The 17,630-nt window shown below is 73.0% G+C and carries 12 protein-coding genes and 2 pseudogenes; 4 read left to right on the plus strand and 10 right to left on the minus strand.

The features are described from left to right. Nucleotides 1-190 precede the first annotated feature (190 nt). Nucleotides 191-1,276, plus strand: coding sequence for a hypothetical protein (locus ACZ6I3_RS05450; RefSeq protein ID WP_469411951.1), 1,086 nt, complete (start codon nucleotides 191-193; stop codon nucleotides 1,274-1,276). A 13-nt stretch (nucleotides 1,277-1,289) separates the two neighbouring features. Here the strand turns inward: ACZ6I3_RS05450 and ACZ6I3_RS05455 are convergent, their stop codons facing one another. Then, complete coding sequence (locus tag ACZ6I3_RS05455; protein ID WP_469411953.1) at nucleotides 1,290-2,573, minus strand: MFS transporter; 1,284 nt, start codon at nucleotides 2,571-2,573, stop codon at nucleotides 1,290-1,292. 169 nt (nucleotides 2,574-2,742) lie between these two features. Here ACZ6I3_RS05455 and ACZ6I3_RS05460 point away from each other — a divergent pair, with 169 nt between their 5' ends. Beyond that, nucleotides 2,743-4,794 carry a phosphocholine-specific phospholipase C gene (locus tag ACZ6I3_RS05460; RefSeq protein WP_469411955.1) on the plus strand — a complete coding sequence of 684 codons (2,052 nt, stop codon included), beginning with the start codon at nucleotides 2,743-2,745 and terminating at the stop codon, nucleotides 4,792-4,794. Here ACZ6I3_RS05460 and ACZ6I3_RS05465 read toward each other — a convergent pair. Both ACZ6I3_RS05465 and ACZ6I3_RS05470 read right to left on the minus strand, forming a co-directional pair. Continuing rightward, complete coding sequence (locus ACZ6I3_RS05465) at nucleotides 4,784-5,737, minus strand: DMT family protein (protein ID WP_469411956.1); 954 nt, start codon at nucleotides 5,735-5,737, stop codon at nucleotides 4,784-4,786. The genes ACZ6I3_RS05460 and ACZ6I3_RS05465 overlap by 11 nt on opposite strands. Next, entirely contained in the window at nucleotides 5,734-6,558 is an 825-nt protein-coding gene (locus tag ACZ6I3_RS05470) for a phosphatase PAP2 family protein (protein ID WP_469411957.1), read from the minus strand. Before ACZ6I3_RS05470 ends, ACZ6I3_RS05465 begins: the two co-directional genes overlap by 4 nt. 165 nt (nucleotides 6,559-6,723) lie before the next feature. On the opposite strand from ACZ6I3_RS05470, the gene ACZ6I3_RS05475 reads away from it, so the two are divergent. Beyond that, nucleotides 6,724-7,335, plus strand: a complete 612-nt coding sequence (locus ACZ6I3_RS05475) for a TetR/AcrR family transcriptional regulator (RefSeq protein WP_469411959.1) — start codon at nucleotides 6,724-6,726, stop codon at nucleotides 7,333-7,335. Nucleotides 7,336-7,505: 170 nt separating this feature from the next. Here the strand turns inward: ACZ6I3_RS05475 and ACZ6I3_RS05480 are convergent. The 4 genes and pseudogenes from ACZ6I3_RS05480 to ACZ6I3_RS05495 all read right to left on the minus strand — a co-directional run. Next, nucleotides 7,506-8,498 (minus strand): annotated as a pseudogene (locus ACZ6I3_RS05480) (hypothetical protein); the annotation flags it as partial. 648 nt (nucleotides 8,499-9,146) lie between these two features. Further along, nucleotides 9,147-9,230: pseudogene (locus ACZ6I3_RS05485) on the minus strand (DUF2510 domain-containing protein); the annotation flags it as partial. Nucleotides 9,231-9,287: 57 nt separating this feature from the next. Next, complete coding sequence (locus tag ACZ6I3_RS05490) at nucleotides 9,288-10,442, minus strand: anhydro-N-acetylmuramic acid kinase (RefSeq protein WP_469411960.1); 1,155 nt, start codon at nucleotides 10,440-10,442, stop codon at nucleotides 9,288-9,290. A 4-nt stretch (nucleotides 10,443-10,446) separates the two neighbouring features. Then, the gene (locus tag ACZ6I3_RS05495) at nucleotides 10,447-11,748 is read right to left on the minus strand and encodes an MFS transporter (RefSeq protein WP_469411962.1); all 1,302 of its coding nucleotides are present in this window, start codon (nucleotides 11,746-11,748) and stop codon (nucleotides 10,447-10,449) included. Between the two features lie 180 nt (nucleotides 11,749-11,928). Here ACZ6I3_RS05495 and ACZ6I3_RS05500 point away from each other — a divergent pair, with 180 nt between their 5' ends. After that, complete coding sequence (locus tag ACZ6I3_RS05500) at nucleotides 11,929-14,613, plus strand: ATP-binding protein (RefSeq protein ID WP_469411964.1); 2,685 nt, start codon at nucleotides 11,929-11,931, stop codon at nucleotides 14,611-14,613. On the opposite strand, the gene pcaDC is transcribed toward ACZ6I3_RS05500, so the two are convergent. Genes pcaDC through pcaG form a run of 3 tightly spaced genes read right to left on the minus strand, consistent with a single transcriptional unit; the run spans nucleotide 14,614 to nucleotide 17,626 of the window. Then, nucleotides 14,614-15,735 (minus strand): bifunctional 3-oxoadipate enol-lactonase/4-carboxymuconolactone decarboxylase PcaDC, encoded by a 1,122-nt coding sequence (pcaDC, locus tag ACZ6I3_RS05505; protein WP_469411966.1) that lies wholly within the window; start codon nucleotides 15,733-15,735, stop codon nucleotides 14,614-14,616. Beyond that, nucleotides 15,732-17,024 (minus strand): 3-carboxy-cis,cis-muconate cycloisomerase, encoded by a 1,293-nt coding sequence (gene pcaB, locus ACZ6I3_RS05510; protein WP_469411968.1) that lies wholly within the window; start codon nucleotides 17,022-17,024, stop codon nucleotides 15,732-15,734. Before pcaB ends, pcaDC begins: the two co-directional genes overlap by 4 nt. Further along, the gene (gene pcaG / locus ACZ6I3_RS05515; protein WP_469411970.1) at nucleotides 17,021-17,626 is read right to left on the minus strand and encodes a protocatechuate 3,4-dioxygenase subunit alpha; all 606 of its coding nucleotides are present in this window, start codon (nucleotides 17,624-17,626) and stop codon (nucleotides 17,021-17,023) included. Before pcaG ends, pcaB begins: the two co-directional genes overlap by 4 nt. Nucleotides 17,627-17,630 lie beyond the last annotated feature (4 nt).

A 17,630-nucleotide genomic window follows, 5' to 3' on the forward strand; every position in this document is an offset into this window, starting at 1 on the left:
AGGGGAGGGAGGGAGGAGAGCGCCGCGGCCAACTTGTTGGGAGGGAAAAAAAAAAAACCCCCGCCCCCCCCTGGCACCCCAGCCAAAAAACCCGCCGCGGTCCGCGTGGCGCGCACGGGCCAAGACGCGGATCGCCTATCTCGAAGCACAGCTGGAATACGAACGATGCAGGCCCTGTCCGGAAGACCGGATGACGCTTGTCGAGGGAATGCGGGGGCATCTCGAAAGGGCACGCTCGGCCGCCGACGAGGATTTCGGATGGCGGCGGCTGTGGTCGGGATCGGCGGCCCGTGAGGGCGTCTGGTCGAATGTGCGCAGCGCGGAGGTGATGCTGCTTCAATTGGTCTCCGACGAGGAGGCGGCGGGCCGTTCCAGTGAGGTCATGGCGCTGGTGAAGCAGCATTTGGACATCGACGATCCCCGGCGCGTCAGACTCGCCCGGCGACTGCGCCCCATCGTCGCCGGCGACATCACACCGAGCGACCGGGATCTCCTGGTCCGAGCCCTGGACGCCGCGTACAGCGCCCTGGACGACGAACTGGCCCGGGTGCGCAGCCTGCGCAACATCCTGTGGACCGCGACCTTCCTCGTCCTGCTCGGCGTGACGGGCCTCGCCCTCTACGGCTGGTTCTCACCCGGCTCGCTCAGCCTGTGCTTCACGCCCCAGACCGGTCCCAGCGCTTCGGAGCAGATCACCGTCGTCTGCCCCACCGCGGAGCACCACGGCGTCGAAGCGGGTACCGACGCCAGCAGCCTGGCCAAGCCGCGCGACATCCTCACCGTCGAGATCGCCGGGCTCGCCGGCGCGGCCCTCACCGTCATCGCCTCGCTGCGGCGCATCCGGGGCACCGACTCGCCCTACATGCTGCCCCTGGCGTCGGCGGTGCTGAAGTTCCCCACCGGCGCCCTGTCGGCCTTCCTCGGGCTGCTGCTGATCCGGGGCGCCTTCGTCCCCGGGCTGAGCGATCTCGACAGCAGGGCGCAGGTCCTCGGCTGGGCCGCGGCCTTCGGCGCCGCCCAGCACCTGGTGACCCGACTCGTCGACGACCGCGCCCAGATGACACTGGAGGAGGTCGGCAGCCCCACAGACGCCGTCGCCGACCCGGAGCGGGCGGCCGTCAAGGAGATGGTCGCGGAGGGAGAGCCCGCGGCCCTCGGACCGCCGGCCGCCGACCGGTCCGGCAACGGAGAGTACGAAGGGCCTCTCGAAGGCGCCAGGGAGGGCACGCGCGAGGAGGAGCGGGCGGGGGAGCCGGGCCGGCCACCCTGGTCATGACCGGACCGTCCGCTCACCGCCGCAGCGGAGTGTGCGCCGTCTCCGGCAGCCGCAGATACACCAGCGACGACAGCAGGCAGATCACCGCGACATACCAGGGGAACAACCCCGAGTGCCCCAGCTCCTTGAACAGGGTGCCGACGTACGGAGCCGTGCCGCCGAAGAGGGCCACCGTCAGCGAGTAGGGGAAGCCGATACCGGCCGCGCGCACCCGGGGCGGGAAGATCTCCGCGTTCACGGCCGCGCTGATCGAGGTGAAACCGGTCAGCAGCACCATGCCCGCGCACTGCACGAGCAGCAGCACGGCGAACGAGTCGCGCAGGCTGTGCAGCAGCGGCACCGTGAGCAGGGCGAAGCCCAGGCCGAAGAAGAGCAGCAGGGGGCGGCGGCCGAAGCGGTCCGAGAGCAGCCCGCCGAGCGGCTGCAGCAGGGCGAAGAAGGCCAGTGAGATCGTGCCCGCGAGCAGCGCGTCCGACTTCGGGAGACCCGCGTTGAGTTCGGCGTACGTCGGGAGGTACGACGTCCACGTGTAATACGCGATGGTGCCGCCCGCCGTGATGCCGCAGATCAGGAGCGACTCGCGCGGGTGCCGGCGCAGCGCCTCGAACAGGCCCGGGCGCGGGGCCTCCCGCTGCTCGGCGCTGCGGGTCTCCTGCGCACCCCGCCGGATCCAGAAGCCGACCAGGCTCAGCACCGCCCCGAGCACGAACGGGACCCGCCAGCCCCAGCTGTCCATCTGCCCGACGCTCAGCGTGCCCACCAGCAGCGCGGCGATGCCGGAGGCGACGAGCTGCCCCACGGTCGTCGACACGTACTGGAAGCTGGAGAACAGCCCGCGCCGGCCCGGGCCCGCCGACTCCACCAGGAAGGTCGTCGAGGCCGCGAACTCGCCGCCCACGGACAGGCCCTGCAACAGCCGGGCGAGGACGAGGACCACCGGAGCCAGCACGCCCACCGAGGCGTAGGTCGGGGTGAGCCCGACCAGCAGGCTGCTGCCGCCCATCAGCAGGATGGTGACCGTCAGCGCGGCCCGCCGCCCGCGCCGGTCCGCGACCGCGCCCATCAGCAGCCCGCCGACCGGCCGCATGAAGAAGCCCACCGCGAACACGGCGAACGTCGACAGCAGTGGCACCAGCGAGTTGTCGGCGCTCTTGGGAAAGACCTGGTCGGCGATGAAGGTCGCCAGGAACGTGTAGGCGTACCAGTCGTACCACTCCACGGCGTTGCCCACGGAGGCGGCGAGGAGCTGGCGGACGGGCCGTTTCGTCGGCGGGGAAACCGTCTGCGTCTCTGTCACGCCCCTCACCCTCCCCTGCCAACGCCCGGGCACACCTTCCGTACCGGCGACTTTCACATGAGTGTCACGCGCCCCTTCCTTGGCGTTTGGTGTCCCTGAAACACTCCTTCCGCGCAGATTCCGTCATGTTCCGGCCATCCAGCACTTCAGGATGAGAGGTCTGTCCTTCATGTCCGAAGTAAACCGGCGCCGCTTTCTTCAAGTCGCGGGTGCCACCACGGCCTTCAGTGCGCTGTCCGCCAGCATCCAGCGCGCCGCCGCGCTTCCGGCGAACCACCGCACCGGGTCGATCGAGGACGTCGAGCACATCGTCGTCCTGATGCAGGAGAACCGTTCCTTCGACCACTACTTCGGGACCCTGAGAGGCGTCCGCGGCTTCGGCGACCCGCGTCCGGTCGCGCTCGACAACGGCAAGCCGGTCTGGCACCAGGAGAAGGACGGCAAGGAGCTCCTGCCGTTCCACCCGGACGCCGACGACCTCGGCATGCAGTTCCTGGAGGGCCTGCCGCACTCGTGGCCCGACGGCCAGCAGGCCTATCGCGGCGGCAAGTACGACCGGTGGGTGCCGGCCAAGGGCACCACGACCATGGCGTACCTGACCCGCGAGGACATCCCCTTCCACTTCGCCCTCGCCGACTCGTTCACCGTCTGCGACGCCTACCACTGCTCGTTCATCGGCTCCACCGACCCGAACCGCTACTACATGTGGTCCGGCTACACGGGCAACGACGGCACCGGCGGTGGCCCGGTCCTCGACAACGCCGAGCTCGGTTACGGCTGGACGACCTACCCCGAGCGCCTGGAGCAGGCCGGCGTCACCTGGAAGATCTACCAGGACATCGGCGACGGCCTCGACGCCGCGGGCTCCTGGGGCTGGATCGAGGACGCCTACCGCGGCAACTACGGTGACAACTCGCTGCTGTACTTCAACAAGTACCGCAACGCGAAGCCCGGCGACCCCTGGTACGACAAGGCCCGCACCGGCACGAACGCCAAGGCCGGTGACGGCTACTTCGACGTGCTGAAGGCGGACGTCAAGGCGGGCAAGCTGCCGCAGATCTCCTGGATAGCCGCTCCCGAGGCCTTCTCCGAGCACTCCAACTGGCCCTCGAACTACGGTGCCTGGTACATCGCCCAGGTCCTGGACGCCCTCACCTCCAACCCGGAGGTCTGGTCGAAGACCGCCCTGTTCATCACGTACGACGAGAACGACGGCTTCTTCGACCACGTGGTGCCGCCGCTGCCCCCGAAGGACGCCTCCCGGGGCCTGTCCACCGTCGACGTCTCCCTCGACCTCTTCCCGGGCGACAGCAAGAAGACGGCCGGCCCCTACGGCCTCGGGCCCCGGGTCCCGATGCTGGTCGTCTCGCCGTGGAGCAAGGGCGGCTACGTCTGCTCCGAGACCCTCGACCACACCTCGATCCTGCGGTTCATGGAACGCCGCTTCGAGGTGCGCGAGCCCAACATCTCGCCCTGGCGCCGGGCCGTCTGCGGTGATCTGACGGCCGCGTTCGACTTCTCCCGCAAGGACACGCGGCCGGTCCCGCTGCCCGGCACCGACGAGTACGAGCCGCAGGACCGCGAACGCCACCCCGACTACAAGCCGGCCCCGCCCGCCGACCCGCGCATGCCCCGGCAGGAACGCGGCTCGCGGCGCACCAGGCCGCTGAAGTACGCCCCGCACGTGGACGCCTCGGTCGACGCCGCCGCCGGGAAGCTCACCCTGGCCTTCGCCTCCGGGCGGAAGGCCGGCGCCGCCTTCCACATCACGTCCGGCAACCGCGCCGACGGCCCCTGGATGTACACCACCGAGGCCGGCAAGTCCCTCTCGGACACCTGGAACTCGGCGTACTCGGCGGGCTCCTACGACCTGACCGTGCACGGCCCGAACGGCTTCGTGCGGGTCTTCAAGGGGTCGAACAAGAAGGCCGGCTGCGAGGTCACCGCCCGCCACACCGGTGACGACGTGGAACTGACCTTCACCAACAAGGGCTCCGGCACGGCACGGCTGAAGCTCTCCGACCGCTACGGCGCCAAGCCCTCGACCGTCACCGTCCGCCCGGGCGCGACGGTACGGCGGACCGTCGACCTCGACCGCAGCCGCCGCTGGTACGACCTGACCGTCACCGTCGAGGGCGACGCGGCGTTCCTGCGGCGGTTCGCGGGGCACGTCGAGAACGGCCGGCCGGGGGTGAGCGACCCGGCGATCATCACCGGGTAGCCGGGAAGAGGTGCCCCGGATCGTGCGGCCGGGGCACCAAAGCCGGTTCGGCCGTGGCCGAGCCGGGTTCCAGGGCCAGGACGGCGGCCACCGGATGGTCGTCGTCCGCCGGACGATCGTGGTCCACGGGCGTCGCCCTGCTGAGCAGCACCACGCCCCAGGACGCCAGGCCGGCCCCGGCGAGCGCGAGCAGCACGCCCGCCGGGCCGCCCTGCAGTCGTTCGCCCAGCAGCGACAGCCCGATCACCGCGGCGGCCAGCGGGTTGGCCAGCGTCACCATCGCGAGCGGGGCGCCAAGACCGCCCCGGTACGCCACTTGCGACAGCAGCAGCCCGCCGGCCGCGAAGGCCGCCACGAGCAGCGCCACCCCGACCACCTGGACGCTCAGCAGCGGACCCGACCGGTCCGTCGCGGCCACCGTCACGGTCTGGGTGAGGGCCGAGGCGACTCCCGACGCGATGCCGGACGCGCTCGCGTGCCGCAGCCCGGGGCGGGCGCCCGGCCGGGACAGCATCCCGATGAGGGCTGCGGTGGCACCAGCCACGGCCAGGGCCTCGGGAACGCTCAGCACATCGTCGGGCGCCGGGCCGGACGCCGTGACCAGGATCGCGCCCAGTCCGAGCAGCGTCAGCGCGGTGCCCTTCCACTCGACCGCGCTCACCCGCCGTCCCGCGAGCCGCGCCCCCATGGGCACCGCCGCGACCAGGGTGAGCGCGCCGAGCGGCTGGACCACGGTCAGCGGCCCGTACCTCAGGGCCACGACGTGCAGCAGCGCGGCCGACGCGTTCAGTCCGACCGAGCACCACCAGGCGCCGCTGCCGAGCAGCCGCAGCACGCCCGAGCCGGGGGAGCGGGAGGCGAGCCGCTCCTGGGAGACGGCCGCTGCCGCGTAGGCGACGGCGGAGACGAGGGACAGGGCGACGGCGACGACGACGGCGTTCATCGGCCGGCTCCCGCGAGTGCCCGCTCGTCCCGCTGAGCCGGTACGAGGCTGCCCCGCGCCCGGCCGGCCGTGGTCGCCGTGCGGTGCGGCAGGGGGATCACCGCGAGCGCGAGACCGAGCAGGGCCGTCGCCGCGATCGCGTCCAGCCAGTAGTGGTTCGCGGTGCCGACGATCACCAGCAGCGTCAGCAGCGGATGCAGCAGCCAGAGCGGTCGCCATCGCGAGCGGGTCGCGACGATCAGGCCGATCGCCACCATCAGGGCCCAGCCGAAGTGCAGCGACGGCATCGCCGCGAACTGGTTCGAGAGGGAGTCGGTCGCGGGGTCGCCGTAGACCGACGGCCCGTACACCCGTGCCGTGTCCACCAGACCGGTCGCGGCCAGCATCCGGGGCGGGGCGAGCGGGAACAGCAGGTGCAGCGCCAGCGCGGCGGCGGTGACGGCGGCCAGGACCCGGCGGGCCCACACGTAGTGGGCCGGGCGGCGCAGATAGAGCGAGACCAGGAAGGCGACGGTGGCCGGGAAGTGGACGGCCGCGTAGTAGGTGTTCGCGATGTGCACCAGGCCGTCGCCGTGCAGCAGCAGGGACTGCACCGCTCCCTCGCCGGGCAGCTGGACCGCCCGCTCGAAGTCCCACACGCGGTGCGCGTTGTGGAAGGCCTCGCCGGTGTGGCCCGTGGCCAGCTGTCGGCCGAACTTGTAGACGAGGAAGAGCCCCGCGACGAGCAGCAGCTCCCGGACGAGCGGCGGTCGGGCTATGACGTGCGGCGGTCGCGCTGTCGCGTCGGACCCCGCCGGCGCAGGCTCGGTGCGGGCATTCATCCCCCGGCCCCCTCGGTGACGGTGGTGCTGTTATCGGTACGAGTGCGTACCGATACGCCAGTGTACCGATACGGTCGCGTTCCGGTACACTGGCGTATCGATAGACGTAGAACACACCGCCGGCCGGAATTTCTCGGCCGCCCGAGGGAAGCCAGGAGCACGGCCATGACGTCGCAGGCTGCGGACGACCGACCCGAGCCGGTCGGTGCCACACGCCGCTCCAAGATCACGCCCGAGCGTGAGCAGGAGTTCTTCGAGGCCGTGCTGGAACAGCTCCGCGAGTGCGGCTACGACTCCGTCACCATGGAGGGGGTCGCCGCCAGCACCCGCTGCAGCAAGTCCACGCTCTACCGGCAGTGGAAGACCAAGCCCCAGTTCGTGGCGGCGGCGCTGCGCTCCCACCGGCGGACGCGCTGTATCGACACCGGTTCGCTCGCGGACGACCTGCGCGAGGCCGCCCGGGCGGCGGGGGAGCTGTCGGGCCGGGACACCAGGCTTCTCCAGGCGCTCGCCCACGCGGCCCCCCAGGACCCGGAGTTGCAGCGCGCGTTGCGCGAGGCGCTGGTCGAACCGGAGATCGCCGCGCTGAAGGAGATCATCCGGCGCGGGGTCGAGCGGGGAGAGGTGCCCGCCGATCACCCGGCGCTGGAGTACATCCCTGCACAGATGTTCGGCGTCCTGCGGGTACGGCCCGTCCTGGAGGGCGAGTGGGCCGACCCGGACTATCTGGTCCGGTTCGTGGAGGCCGCCGTGCTGCCGGCTCTGGGCCTGAGATGAGACCCGGGTCGCCGTCCGTCGGATGACAGGACGGTGACCCGACCGCGCCGACCCGTGGGGACGGGGGCGGCGCGCACCCCCCGGCCGGGTGGGGTTCCCCTGTGAGCGGCGGGGGCGCCCCACCCGGCCGACCGGTTACGGGCGGGGCGTTCGTTCCCTTGTGCTCCTGGTCAGACGTCCTGGCCGTTGCCGCTGCCCGTCGACACCTTGATGCCCTTGGCGATGTCGTCGAGGACGGACTCCTTCTGGTCGGCGTCCACGCCGAACCGGACGACGACCATCTGCTTCGCGTTCGCGGGGGAGGGGAACGCGAGCGACTCCACGATGCCGTCGGCGCCCTTGGTGGTGACGGCCTTCCAGCGGACCAGGTAGCCCTTCTGCCCGGCCACGGTCACCGCCTTGGAGGCCAGTACGTCGTGCGAGGTGATCCCGCCGTAGGACTTGCCGCCGTAGGACTCCTCGGCGTTGGCCGAGATGTCCGCCTTGGCGATCTCCTCGGCGGTGCTGCCCTTGGCGCCGAGGGCCAGGGCCGGTGCGGAGTAGGCTCCGCCCTTCGTGCAGGTCGAGGAGGTGTCGCCGGGGCACTTGTAGGAGTCGTCGGAGGTGACCTGCGCGCCGACCGTGATCTCCTGGCCGTACCAGCCCTCCGGGATCGGCATGCTGATCCCGCTGACGGAGTCGGTCACCGACCCGCTCCTGATCTTCGGCGGCTCGGACTGCTTGGGAGACGGGCTCTGACCACCGGAACCGCCGGAACCTCCGGAGCCGCCATTGCCTCCGGACCCGCCCGGCCCACCGAACGGCCCACCCTGACCACCGGTTCCGCCCGGGCCGCCCGGCCCCTGCGAGGTGGCCGAACCGCCGCCCGAGCCGCCGTTGTCGGTCAGCGCGTACACGCCGACACCGATGCTCGCGAGAACAACGACGGCCGCCGCGACCGCGATCCCGATCCGCAGCCGGCTGCCCCGGGCGGCCGGGGGTGCGGCGGGGTAGCCGGGGTATGCGCCGACGCCCGGGTATCCGGGGGTGTTCGGGTAGTGGGCCGGACCTGGGGGTTGTCCGGGGGTGCCCGGGTATGCGGTGGCCCCCGGGTATGCGGTGGCGCCCGGGTGTCCGGTGGCGCCGGGGTGTCCGGTGGCGCCGGGGTGTCCGGTGGCGCCCGGTTGTCCGAGGGCGCTCGGTTGTCCGCTGGTGCTTGGGTATCCGGGAGGTCCCGGGTGCCCGGCGGCGCTGCCATGGGCGGCAGCGTCCGGAGGTGCGGCAGTAGTCGGATCCCCCGCCGGGGTCGAATCACCCCCGCCACCCGAGCTGTCCGCGGTGCCTGAGTCCCCCGCAGGGGCAGAGCCTTCTGCGGAGGCCGGAGTTCCCGCGGCGGAGTCTGCGGCGGGAGCCGGGCTGTCCGCAGCGCCCGAGCCCGCCGTAGGGGCGTGATCGCCCGCAGCGGCCGAGCTGTCCGCGGCGCTTGCGGCCCCCGCAGGGGCAGAGCCTTCTGCGGCGGGCGGAATCCTCGCGGCGGAGTCTGCGGCGGGAGCCGGGCCGTTCGTGGTGCCCAGGTTCCCGGCAGGGCTCGGAGCGCCCGAGCCCGCCGTAGGGGCGTGATCGCCCGCAGCGGCCGAGCTGTCCGTGGCGGCCGAGCCCCCGGCAGGGCCCGTGGCGCCCGAGTTCGTCGCAGCCGCAGGCTCCGGTGCGGTGGGTTCGCTCGTGGTGGCCGAACCGGCGTGCTCGCGAGGGTCTCCCGCGGAAGCCGAACCCTCCTCGGCCGCCGGAGGCGTCGGCGGCTGGGCCCGACGGATGCTGGCCGTCCAGGCCTTGCCGTCCCACCAGCGTTCGGTGGCGGGCCCGTCACTTTTCTGGCCGGGGTCCGGGTACCACCCGGAAGGAGTCTCCTGCGTCATGCCCCCACCGTATGAGGCGTCGGTGAAAGAGGCATGAGAGGAGTCGACCAGGATCGGTCATTCCAGGATCAAGCGGGTCGGCGGAAGGCGGGCGGGTGGTGGCAGGCGCAGTCCGTCCCGGCCCGGGGTCACCGAACCGAGCACGCTCGGATGCAGCGCACCGGTGCTCGCGGGCGAGGTGCCCGGCAGGCCGTGCAGGGTCAGGAACCCCAGGACGGCGAAGGCGTAGGCCTCCTTCGCCCCGGACGGCAGCCCCAGTTCGTCCGAGGCGCGCACCGGAACCCCGGGCAGCAGCTCCCCGAGCATCCTCATCAGCACCGGGTTGCGCGTCCCGCCGCCGGAGGCGATCACCTCCGTCGCGCCCACCGCCCGCACGGCGTCCGCCACGGTCCGGGCCGTGAGCATTGTCAGCGTGGCGACGACGTCCTCGGCGGGCAGCGTCCCGAACCCGGCCAGCGCGTCCCGCAGATGACCGAGATGGAAGAGTTCCTTGCCCGTCGTCTTGGGCGCGGGCAGCGCGTAGTACGGCTCCTGGAGCAGCCGTTCCAGCAGCGGCCCGTGCACCCGGCCGCGAGCGGCCAGGGCCCCGTCCGTGTCGTAGGACAGCGCCCCGCCGCTGAACCCCCGCGCCGCCGCGTCGATCAGCGCGCAGCCCGGCCCGGTGTCGTAGGCGGTCCCGTCGGGCGCGGTGAGGTTGGCGATACCGCCGACGTTGAGTGCCACGGGCCGGCCCGGCCGGCCGCGCAGCCACAGCTGGTCGACCAGGCTGACCAGCGGCGCGCCCTGCCCGCCGACGGCGATGTCACGCGGCCGGAAGTCGGCGACGACCGGCAGCCCGGTCGCCTCGGCGATCCAGGCCGGCTGCCCCAGCTGGAGCGTGCCGTGGACCTCCCCCTCGGCGACCCAGTGGTACACGGTCTGCCCGTGCGAGGCCACCGACTCGGCCCGCCCCTCGCACAGTTCCCGGTCGGCCCGGAGCGCCGCCGCCGCGAAGGCCTGCCCGATCCGGGTGTTCAGTCGGCACACCTCGCCCAGGGTGGTGGTCCCCGGCGGCAGGGCGGCCGACAGGGTCTCGCGCAGTGCGCCGTCGTACGCCTCGCTCACCATGCCGAGCGGCTTCAGCACCAGGCTGTCACCGACGAGGTCCAGCTCGGCCGCCGCCGCGTCGATCGCGTCGTACGACGTGCCGGACATCAGGCCGATCACCCGCATCGCCTCAACCGGTCCTCTCCTCCACCGCCTTCGCCCCGCGCACCCGCCGCGAGGGCAGCGTGAGCAGGGCCGGTACGCTCACCGCGCACGCCGTCGCCACGTAGTACGCGGGGATGTCCACACTCCCCGTCCGCTCGATCGTCTCCGTGATGATGAGCCCGGCGCACCCCGAGAACACCGCATTGGACAGCGCGTAGGCGAGTCCCAGGCCCGTGTACCGCACCCGCGCCGGGAACATCTCCGACAGCATCGCCGGGCCCGGCCCCGCCATCAGTCCCACCACGGCACCCGCGCCGCACACCGCCACACCCTTCACGGTGTTCGAAACGCCGGGATCCTGCAGAAGGTTGAGCAACGGCACCGAGAGGGCCACGACCAGCACCGCGCCCGTCAGCATCACCGCCCGCCGGCCGAGCAGGTCACTGAGCAGCCCCGCCGGCACGATCGTCACCGCGAAGCCCAGATTGGCCAGCACGGTGGCGACCAGCGCCTGCTGGAAGGTCGCGCCCAGCGAACCCTGCAGATACGACGGCAGCACGACGAGGAACGTGTAGCCGGCCGCGGCCCAGCCCATGATCCGCCCCGCGCCCAGCAGGATCGCCCTCGCGACCTCGCCCGGGGGAGGCCTCTCCCGCGACCGCTCCGCCACGAACTCCGGTGTCTCGTCCAGCCGCAGTCTCAGCCACAGCGCCCCGAGCCCCAGCGGCAGCGTCAGCAGGAACGGCAGCCGCCAGCCCCACGCGCCGAGCTGCTCCTCGGTCAGCACGGTGGCGAGCAGCGCCGCGGCGCCCGCACCGCCCAGCAGCCCCAGTGCGACCGTGAACGACTGCCACGACCCGTACAGCCCCCGCCGCCCCGGCGGAGCGAACTCCGTCATCACCGACACCGCCCCGCCGAACTCCCCACCGGCCGACAGCCCTTGGAGCACTCGCAGGAGCGTGAGCAGCCAGGGCGCGAGCGCACCCGCCTGCGCGTACGTCGGCAGCACGCCGATCAGCGTCGTCGCCACCGTCATCAGCGTGATCACCAGGACCAGCACCGGCCGACGGCCGACGCGGTCCCCGAGACGGCCGAAAAGCGCCGCCCCGACCGGTCGGAAGAAGAACGCGAGCGCGAACGACGCGTACGTCTTCACCAGAGCCTCGATCTCGCTGCCGCCCTCCGGCGTGAAGAACCGCGCCGCGATGATCGTCGCGAAGTAGCCGTAGACGCCGAACTCGTACCACTCGATGAGATTCCCCACCGACCCCGCGACCAGCGCCCGCCGGCCGCGCCGTGTGTCCCGTCCCTGGTGAATGAACGTCACCTCCCGTACCGTTGTGCCCTGTTGACCCGAAGGCGGCTGGTGACGGGCCGATTGCGTCGTCGGGTCACCGTCGGCTTCACCCGTCACGGCAACAGGTGCCCGGACCGTCCTCCACTCAGGCAATCGGACGGCTACGCTCGACGTCTGTACGTCGTTCGGGCGACTTGGGGAGGTAGCGGGATGACGGAGGTACGGCCCACGGCCGGCCCCTCGGCTTCCCTTTGGGAGCGCGACGAGGAAGTCGCCGCCGTCGCGCGGGCGGTCGAGAGCCTGTGCGCGGACCGCTCCTCGTCCGGCGGACTGCTGGTCTTCCGGGGCGAGGCCGGACTCGGCAAGACCACGCTGCTGGCCGAAACCCGCCGCATCGCCGAGGCCCGCGGCTGCACGGTCTGGTCGGCCCGCGGCGGAGAGACCCTCCGGTCGGTCCCCTTCAACGTGGTACGGCAGTTGCTGCAGCCGGCACTGGTGTCGATGCTGCCGGAGGAGGCGCGCGAATACCTCGGCGACTGGTACGACATCGCCGGCCCCGCCCTCGGCATCGCGGAACCCGGCGACCGGCAGGCCGACCCGCAGGGCGTGTGCGACGGACTGGTCGTCGCCGTGCGCCGGCTCGCCCGCCGGGACTGGCCGCTGGTGCTGCTGATCGACGACGCCCACTGGGCCGACCAGGAGACCCTGCACTGGCTCGCCGGGCTCACCGAGCGCCTCGACGAGATGTCCGTGCTGGTCGTGGTCACCCGCCGACCCGGCGAGGTCTCCGGCACCAGCGCCCGCCACCTCGACACCGTCGCCGCCGCCGCGGACGGACCCGTCGCGACCCTGAGCGCCCTCACCCCGGACGCGACGGCCGGACTCACCCGCGCCACCCTCGGCCCGCACGCCGACGCCGCGTTCTGCCGCGAGGTCTGGGCCGTCACCGCGGGCAACCCCTACGAGACCGTCGAACTCCTCGCCAAGGTCCAGGACAGCGAACTCGAACCGGTCGAGGCCCGGGCCGGGGAACTGCGCGAACTGAACCGCTCGGCCCGGGGCGGCGGCCTCGTCGCCCGCCTGGAGGAACTCGGCATCGACGCCACACGGTTCGCCTGGGCCGCCGCCATCCTCGGCACCGGCATCTCCACCGGCCTGGTCGCCAAGCTCGCCACCCTGGGCCCCGGCGAAGCCCGCCGCTGCGCCGAACTGCTGCGCACCGCCCGCATCCTCACCACACCCGACCCCGCGACCGGCCGCAGCGCCGACGGCGACCTGGAGTTCGTCCACCCGCTGATCGCCACCGCCGTCTACAACTCCATACCCGACGCCCTGTGCACCGCCATGCACGGCATAGCCGCCCGGATCGTCACCGACGAGGGACGCGGCGCCGCCGCGGCCGCCCGCCACCTCCTCGAGGTCCACCCGGACGACGACGAGGAACTCGTGGGGCAGCTTCGCGAAGCAGCCCGCGAGCACCTCGCCGTCGGCGCCCCCGACGCGGCCCGCCGCTGCCTGGAGCGCGCCCTGGCGGAACCGCCCCGGCCCGAGTCCCTCCCGCACGTGCTGTACGAACTGGCCGAGGCCACCTTCCTGACCGCGCCCGCCCGCACCATCGGCCATCTGCGGACCGCGCTCGGCATGCCCGGCCTCGGCGGGGACAAGCGGGTGGACGCCGTGTTCCGGCTCTCCCAGGCGCTGCTCCACAACGACCAGCTGGAGGAGGCCGTCCGCACGGTCGAGGCGGAGGCCGCCCGGCTGAGGCCCGGGCCCGCCCGAATGCGTCTCCAGGCCGTGCACTTCATGTGGGAGGGCCTCCACGCGGGCGAGGCCACCTCGCCCGACCGCTCCCGGCGGCTCGCCGACCTCGCCGCCACCTGCACCGGCCGGGACAACTCCGAACGCGCGCTGCTCATGCTGCGCGGCTTCGACGCCCTCATGCACGGCGAGAACGCGGAGGAGGTCGCCGAACTGTGCGACCGCGCCCTCGTCAACGGCCGCCTGGCCCCCGGGCTCGGCTGGACCGACACCGAGTGGGGCATCGAACTGCTGCTGATGCTGGCCAACGCGTACGCCTTCACCGACCGCCTCGACCGCGCCGAGACCCTCTACAACGAGGCCCTGCGCGCCTACGAGACGGCCGGCTGGAGCGGCGGCCACCTCGCCCTCGCCCACGCCTACGTCGGACTCGGCCACCGCAGGCGGGGCCGTCTGAAGGAGGCGGAGTCGTCCCTGCGCGAGTCGCTGCGCCTCGCCGAGCGCGTCGGCCGCGGGCTGCCGCTGTACTGGTCCGCGACCTGCAACCTCGTCGACACGCTGCTCGCCCGCGGCCATGTCCAGGAGGCCTGGGAGGTCGCCGAACGGTACGGCTTCGCCCCGCCCTACCCCTCCACCATCGTCCTGCCGGACCCGCGTTCGGTGCGCGGCCGGCTGCTGCTGGCCGTCGGCCGCACCAAGGACGGCGTCAACGAACTGGAGGCCGCCGAGAAGGCGGCGGCGGCACGCGGCCACCTCAACCCCGTGCTCGTCCCGTGGGCGGCGGACCTCGCCCGGGCCCTCAGCACCGAGGACCCGGCCCGTGCCGCCCGGCTCGCCGTCGACGTCCGCCGGCAGGCGGAGCGCTTCGGCACGGACACCGCAATCGGCGAGGCCCTGCGCTGCGCCGCCGCCCTGGAGACCGGGCAGCGCGCGGTCCGGCTCGCCGCTCAGGCCGTCACCTACCTGGAGGCGTCGCCCTGCCAGTACGAGCACGCGGCGGCCCGCATCGAGTACGGCATCGCCGCCCGCTCGGTGAGCGACCTCGAACGCGGTCTGGACCTGGCGGTCTCGTGCGGCGCGGACGGACTGGCGGAGCGGGCGCGGGCCGTGATCGAGGCCGGCGTCGGACCGGCGTAGCTACCCTCCGGCGGGGTCCTCTTCGGCCAGCACCCGCTGGGCCGTCGCGAACGCCGAGTTCGCCGCCGGCACCCCGCAGTACACGGCCGTCTGCAGCAGCACCGCGCCGATCTCCTCGGGTGTGAGCCCGTTGCGGCGGGCCGCCCGGACGTGCATGGCCAGCTCGTCGTAGTGGCCGTGCGCGACCAGCGCGGTGAGGGTGATCATGCTGCGCTCGCGGCGCGACAGCGTCGGGTCGGTCCAGATCTCGCCCCAGGCGTAGCGCGAGATGAAGTCCTGGAAGCGTGCGGTGAAGGGCGTCTGCCTGGACTGGGCGCGGTCGACGTGGGTGTCGCCGAGCACCTCGCGCCGCACCTCCATCCCGCGTCCGGCGGGCCCGCCGAAGTGGGCCCGCAGCGCGGTCAGCACCGCTTCCGGGCACTGGGCCGGCGCCAGGTGCGAGGCGCCCGGGAGTTCCACGAGCGTCGAGCCCGGCACCGCGTCGGCGATCTCCCGCAGATGCGCGGGCGGCGTCGCCGGATCCTCGCGGCCGGCGACCAGCAGCGTCGGTACGGCGATCTCGGGCAGCCGGTCCCGCAGATCGAACGCGGCGAGCGCGTCACAGCACGCGGCGTACGCGTCCGGGTCGGCGTCCCGGTGGTCCCGCACCAGTTCCGGCACGGTGAACCCGGACGTGAACCAGCGCGCGTCCGCGCCGTCCGCCAGCTCGGCCAGCCCCTCCCGCCGTACCAGCGCGGCTCGTTGCTCCCACGGCCCGCGGCCGTTGAAGTGCGCCGACGAGCAGATCACGGCGAGCGACGACAGCCGCTCCGGATGGTGCACCGCGAGATGCAGCCCCACGGCCCCGCCCAGCGACACACCCGCGTACGCGAACCGTTCGATGCCGAGCGAGTCGGCGAGCGCCAGCACCGGACCGGCGAGGTCGGCGACCGTCGCGCCCGCCCCGATGAGCTCGGCCGCCGAACCGCCGTGCCCCGGCAGATCCCAGCGGACCACCCGATGGGTGATCGACAGCTCGGGCGCCACCTTGTCCCACAGGGCGTACGACGTGCCGAGGGAGGGGCCGAGCAGCAGCGGGGGAGCGGAAGCGGGCCCTTCGGTGTGATGGTTCAGGAGTGTCAACGTCGCTCCAGAGCACGGTCGGTGAGGGCTCCGGCGGAGCCGGTGTAGTGGGTGGGGTCGAGGTCGACGTCCGCCAGCTCCGGTGCCTCGGAGAGCGGGCGCCCCTCGGCGGCCAGCCGGGTGAGGAGTTCCTTGGCGCGGGCGCGTCCCAGCACCGGGGCCAGCTCGGCGGAGAGCCGCTCGGACACGATCAACCCGCCGGTCAGGTCCAGGTGTTCACGCATGACCTCGGACCTGACCCGCAGTCCCTCCGCCAGCTCCACCGCGTCCCGGGCGGCCCCGCCGACCAGCCGCAGCAGATCCCGCAGCGGTTCCCACTCGGCGTGCCAGGACCCGGCCGGCCGCTCGTCCTCCGCGGCCAGCGAGCCGTACAGCGTGGCCGCGAGCTGCGGGGCCCGGCGTGCGGCGGAGGCGATGAGGGTGGACCGTACGGGGTTGGACTTGTGCGGCATGGCGGACGAGCCCCCGCCGCTGCCCTCCGCGACCTCGGCGATCTCGGTGCGCGACAGGGTGAGGACGTCCACGGCGATCTTGCCGAGCGCGCCCGCCGTGAAGGCGAGGCACCCGGCGAGATCGGCGACGGGCGTCCGCAGGGTGTGCCAGGGCAGATCGGGTGCCCTGAGGCCGAGTTCACGGGCGTACACCGTCGGCAGTCCGGTCGGATCGCTCGCGCCGTACGCCCCGAAGGCGGCCAACGTGCCTGCCGCGCCGCCGAGTTGGGCGGGCAGTGAGTCCCGTACGGCCGTCGTGCGGTCCCGCGCGTCGAGGACCAGCGCCCGCCATCCGGCCGCCTTCAGCCCGAAGGTCGTCGGTACGGCGTGCTGGGTGAGCGTCCGCCCCGGCATCGCGGTGTCGCGGTGCTCGGCGGCCAGCCGGGCGAGGCCCCGCTCGGTGCGTCCGAGGTCGGTGAGGACCGGGTCCAGGGTCCGCGCGGCGACCAGCATCGTCGCCGTGTCCATGATGTCCTGGCTGGTCGCGCCCCGGTGGACGTAGGGGCCGTACTCCTCGCCGACGGCCTTCGTCAGCTCAGCGACCAGCGGGATGACGGGGTTGCCGCCCGAGCGGGCCCGCTCGGCGAGGGTCCTTACGTCGAAGGAACCCGTAGCCGCCTCGGTCACCGCCGTCGCCGCCTCGGCGGGGGCGAGCCCCAGCGAGGCCTGGGCCCGGGTCAGCGCGGCCTCCGCGTCGAGCAGCGCCCGCAGATACGCCTGGTCACTCGTCGCGGACGCGGCCGCCGAATCGGCCCACCCGGGGGCGAGCAGGCCGGTGTCGCCGTGCGCAGCTGTCACTGGAACTCCAGGAAGACCGTCTCGCCTTCGCCCTGAAGGCGGATGTCGAAACGGTACGTGCCGCGCGCCTCCTCCACGGCGATCAGCGTGTCGCGGCGCCCGTCCTCCAGCTGGGACAGCAAGGGGTCGGCGGCCAGCACGGCCACATCGCCCGGCAGATAGATCCGGGTGTACAGATGCAGCAGGAGCCCACGCGCGAAGACGCACACGCTGAGGTACGGCGCGTTCCGCCCGCGTGCGCCGGGCCGCAGGGTGCGTGCGTACCAGTGGCCGTTCGCGTCGGTCTGGATCCGTCCCCAGCCCGTGAACTCCACGCCGTTGCGCCCCAGGAAGCCGCCCGACGCCGGGTCGCGCCGCATCGAACCGTCGGCCGTCGCCAGGTTGCCGTCCGGGTCCGGCCCCCACAGTTCGATCAGGGCGTCCGGCAGCGCATTGCCCTCGCCGTCGAGGACGTACCCGTGCACGGTGACCGTGTCCGGATGCCCGGCGGGCGCGATGTCCTCACCGCCGCGGAACGGCAGGGCGTGGCCGTAGAACGGGCCGACGGTGTGCGAGGGGGTGGGCAGCACGCTCTCGGGCCTGCTGGTGTCGATCTTCGTCATGGCA

The organism is Streptomyces sp. NPDC041940, from assembly GCF_055589465.1.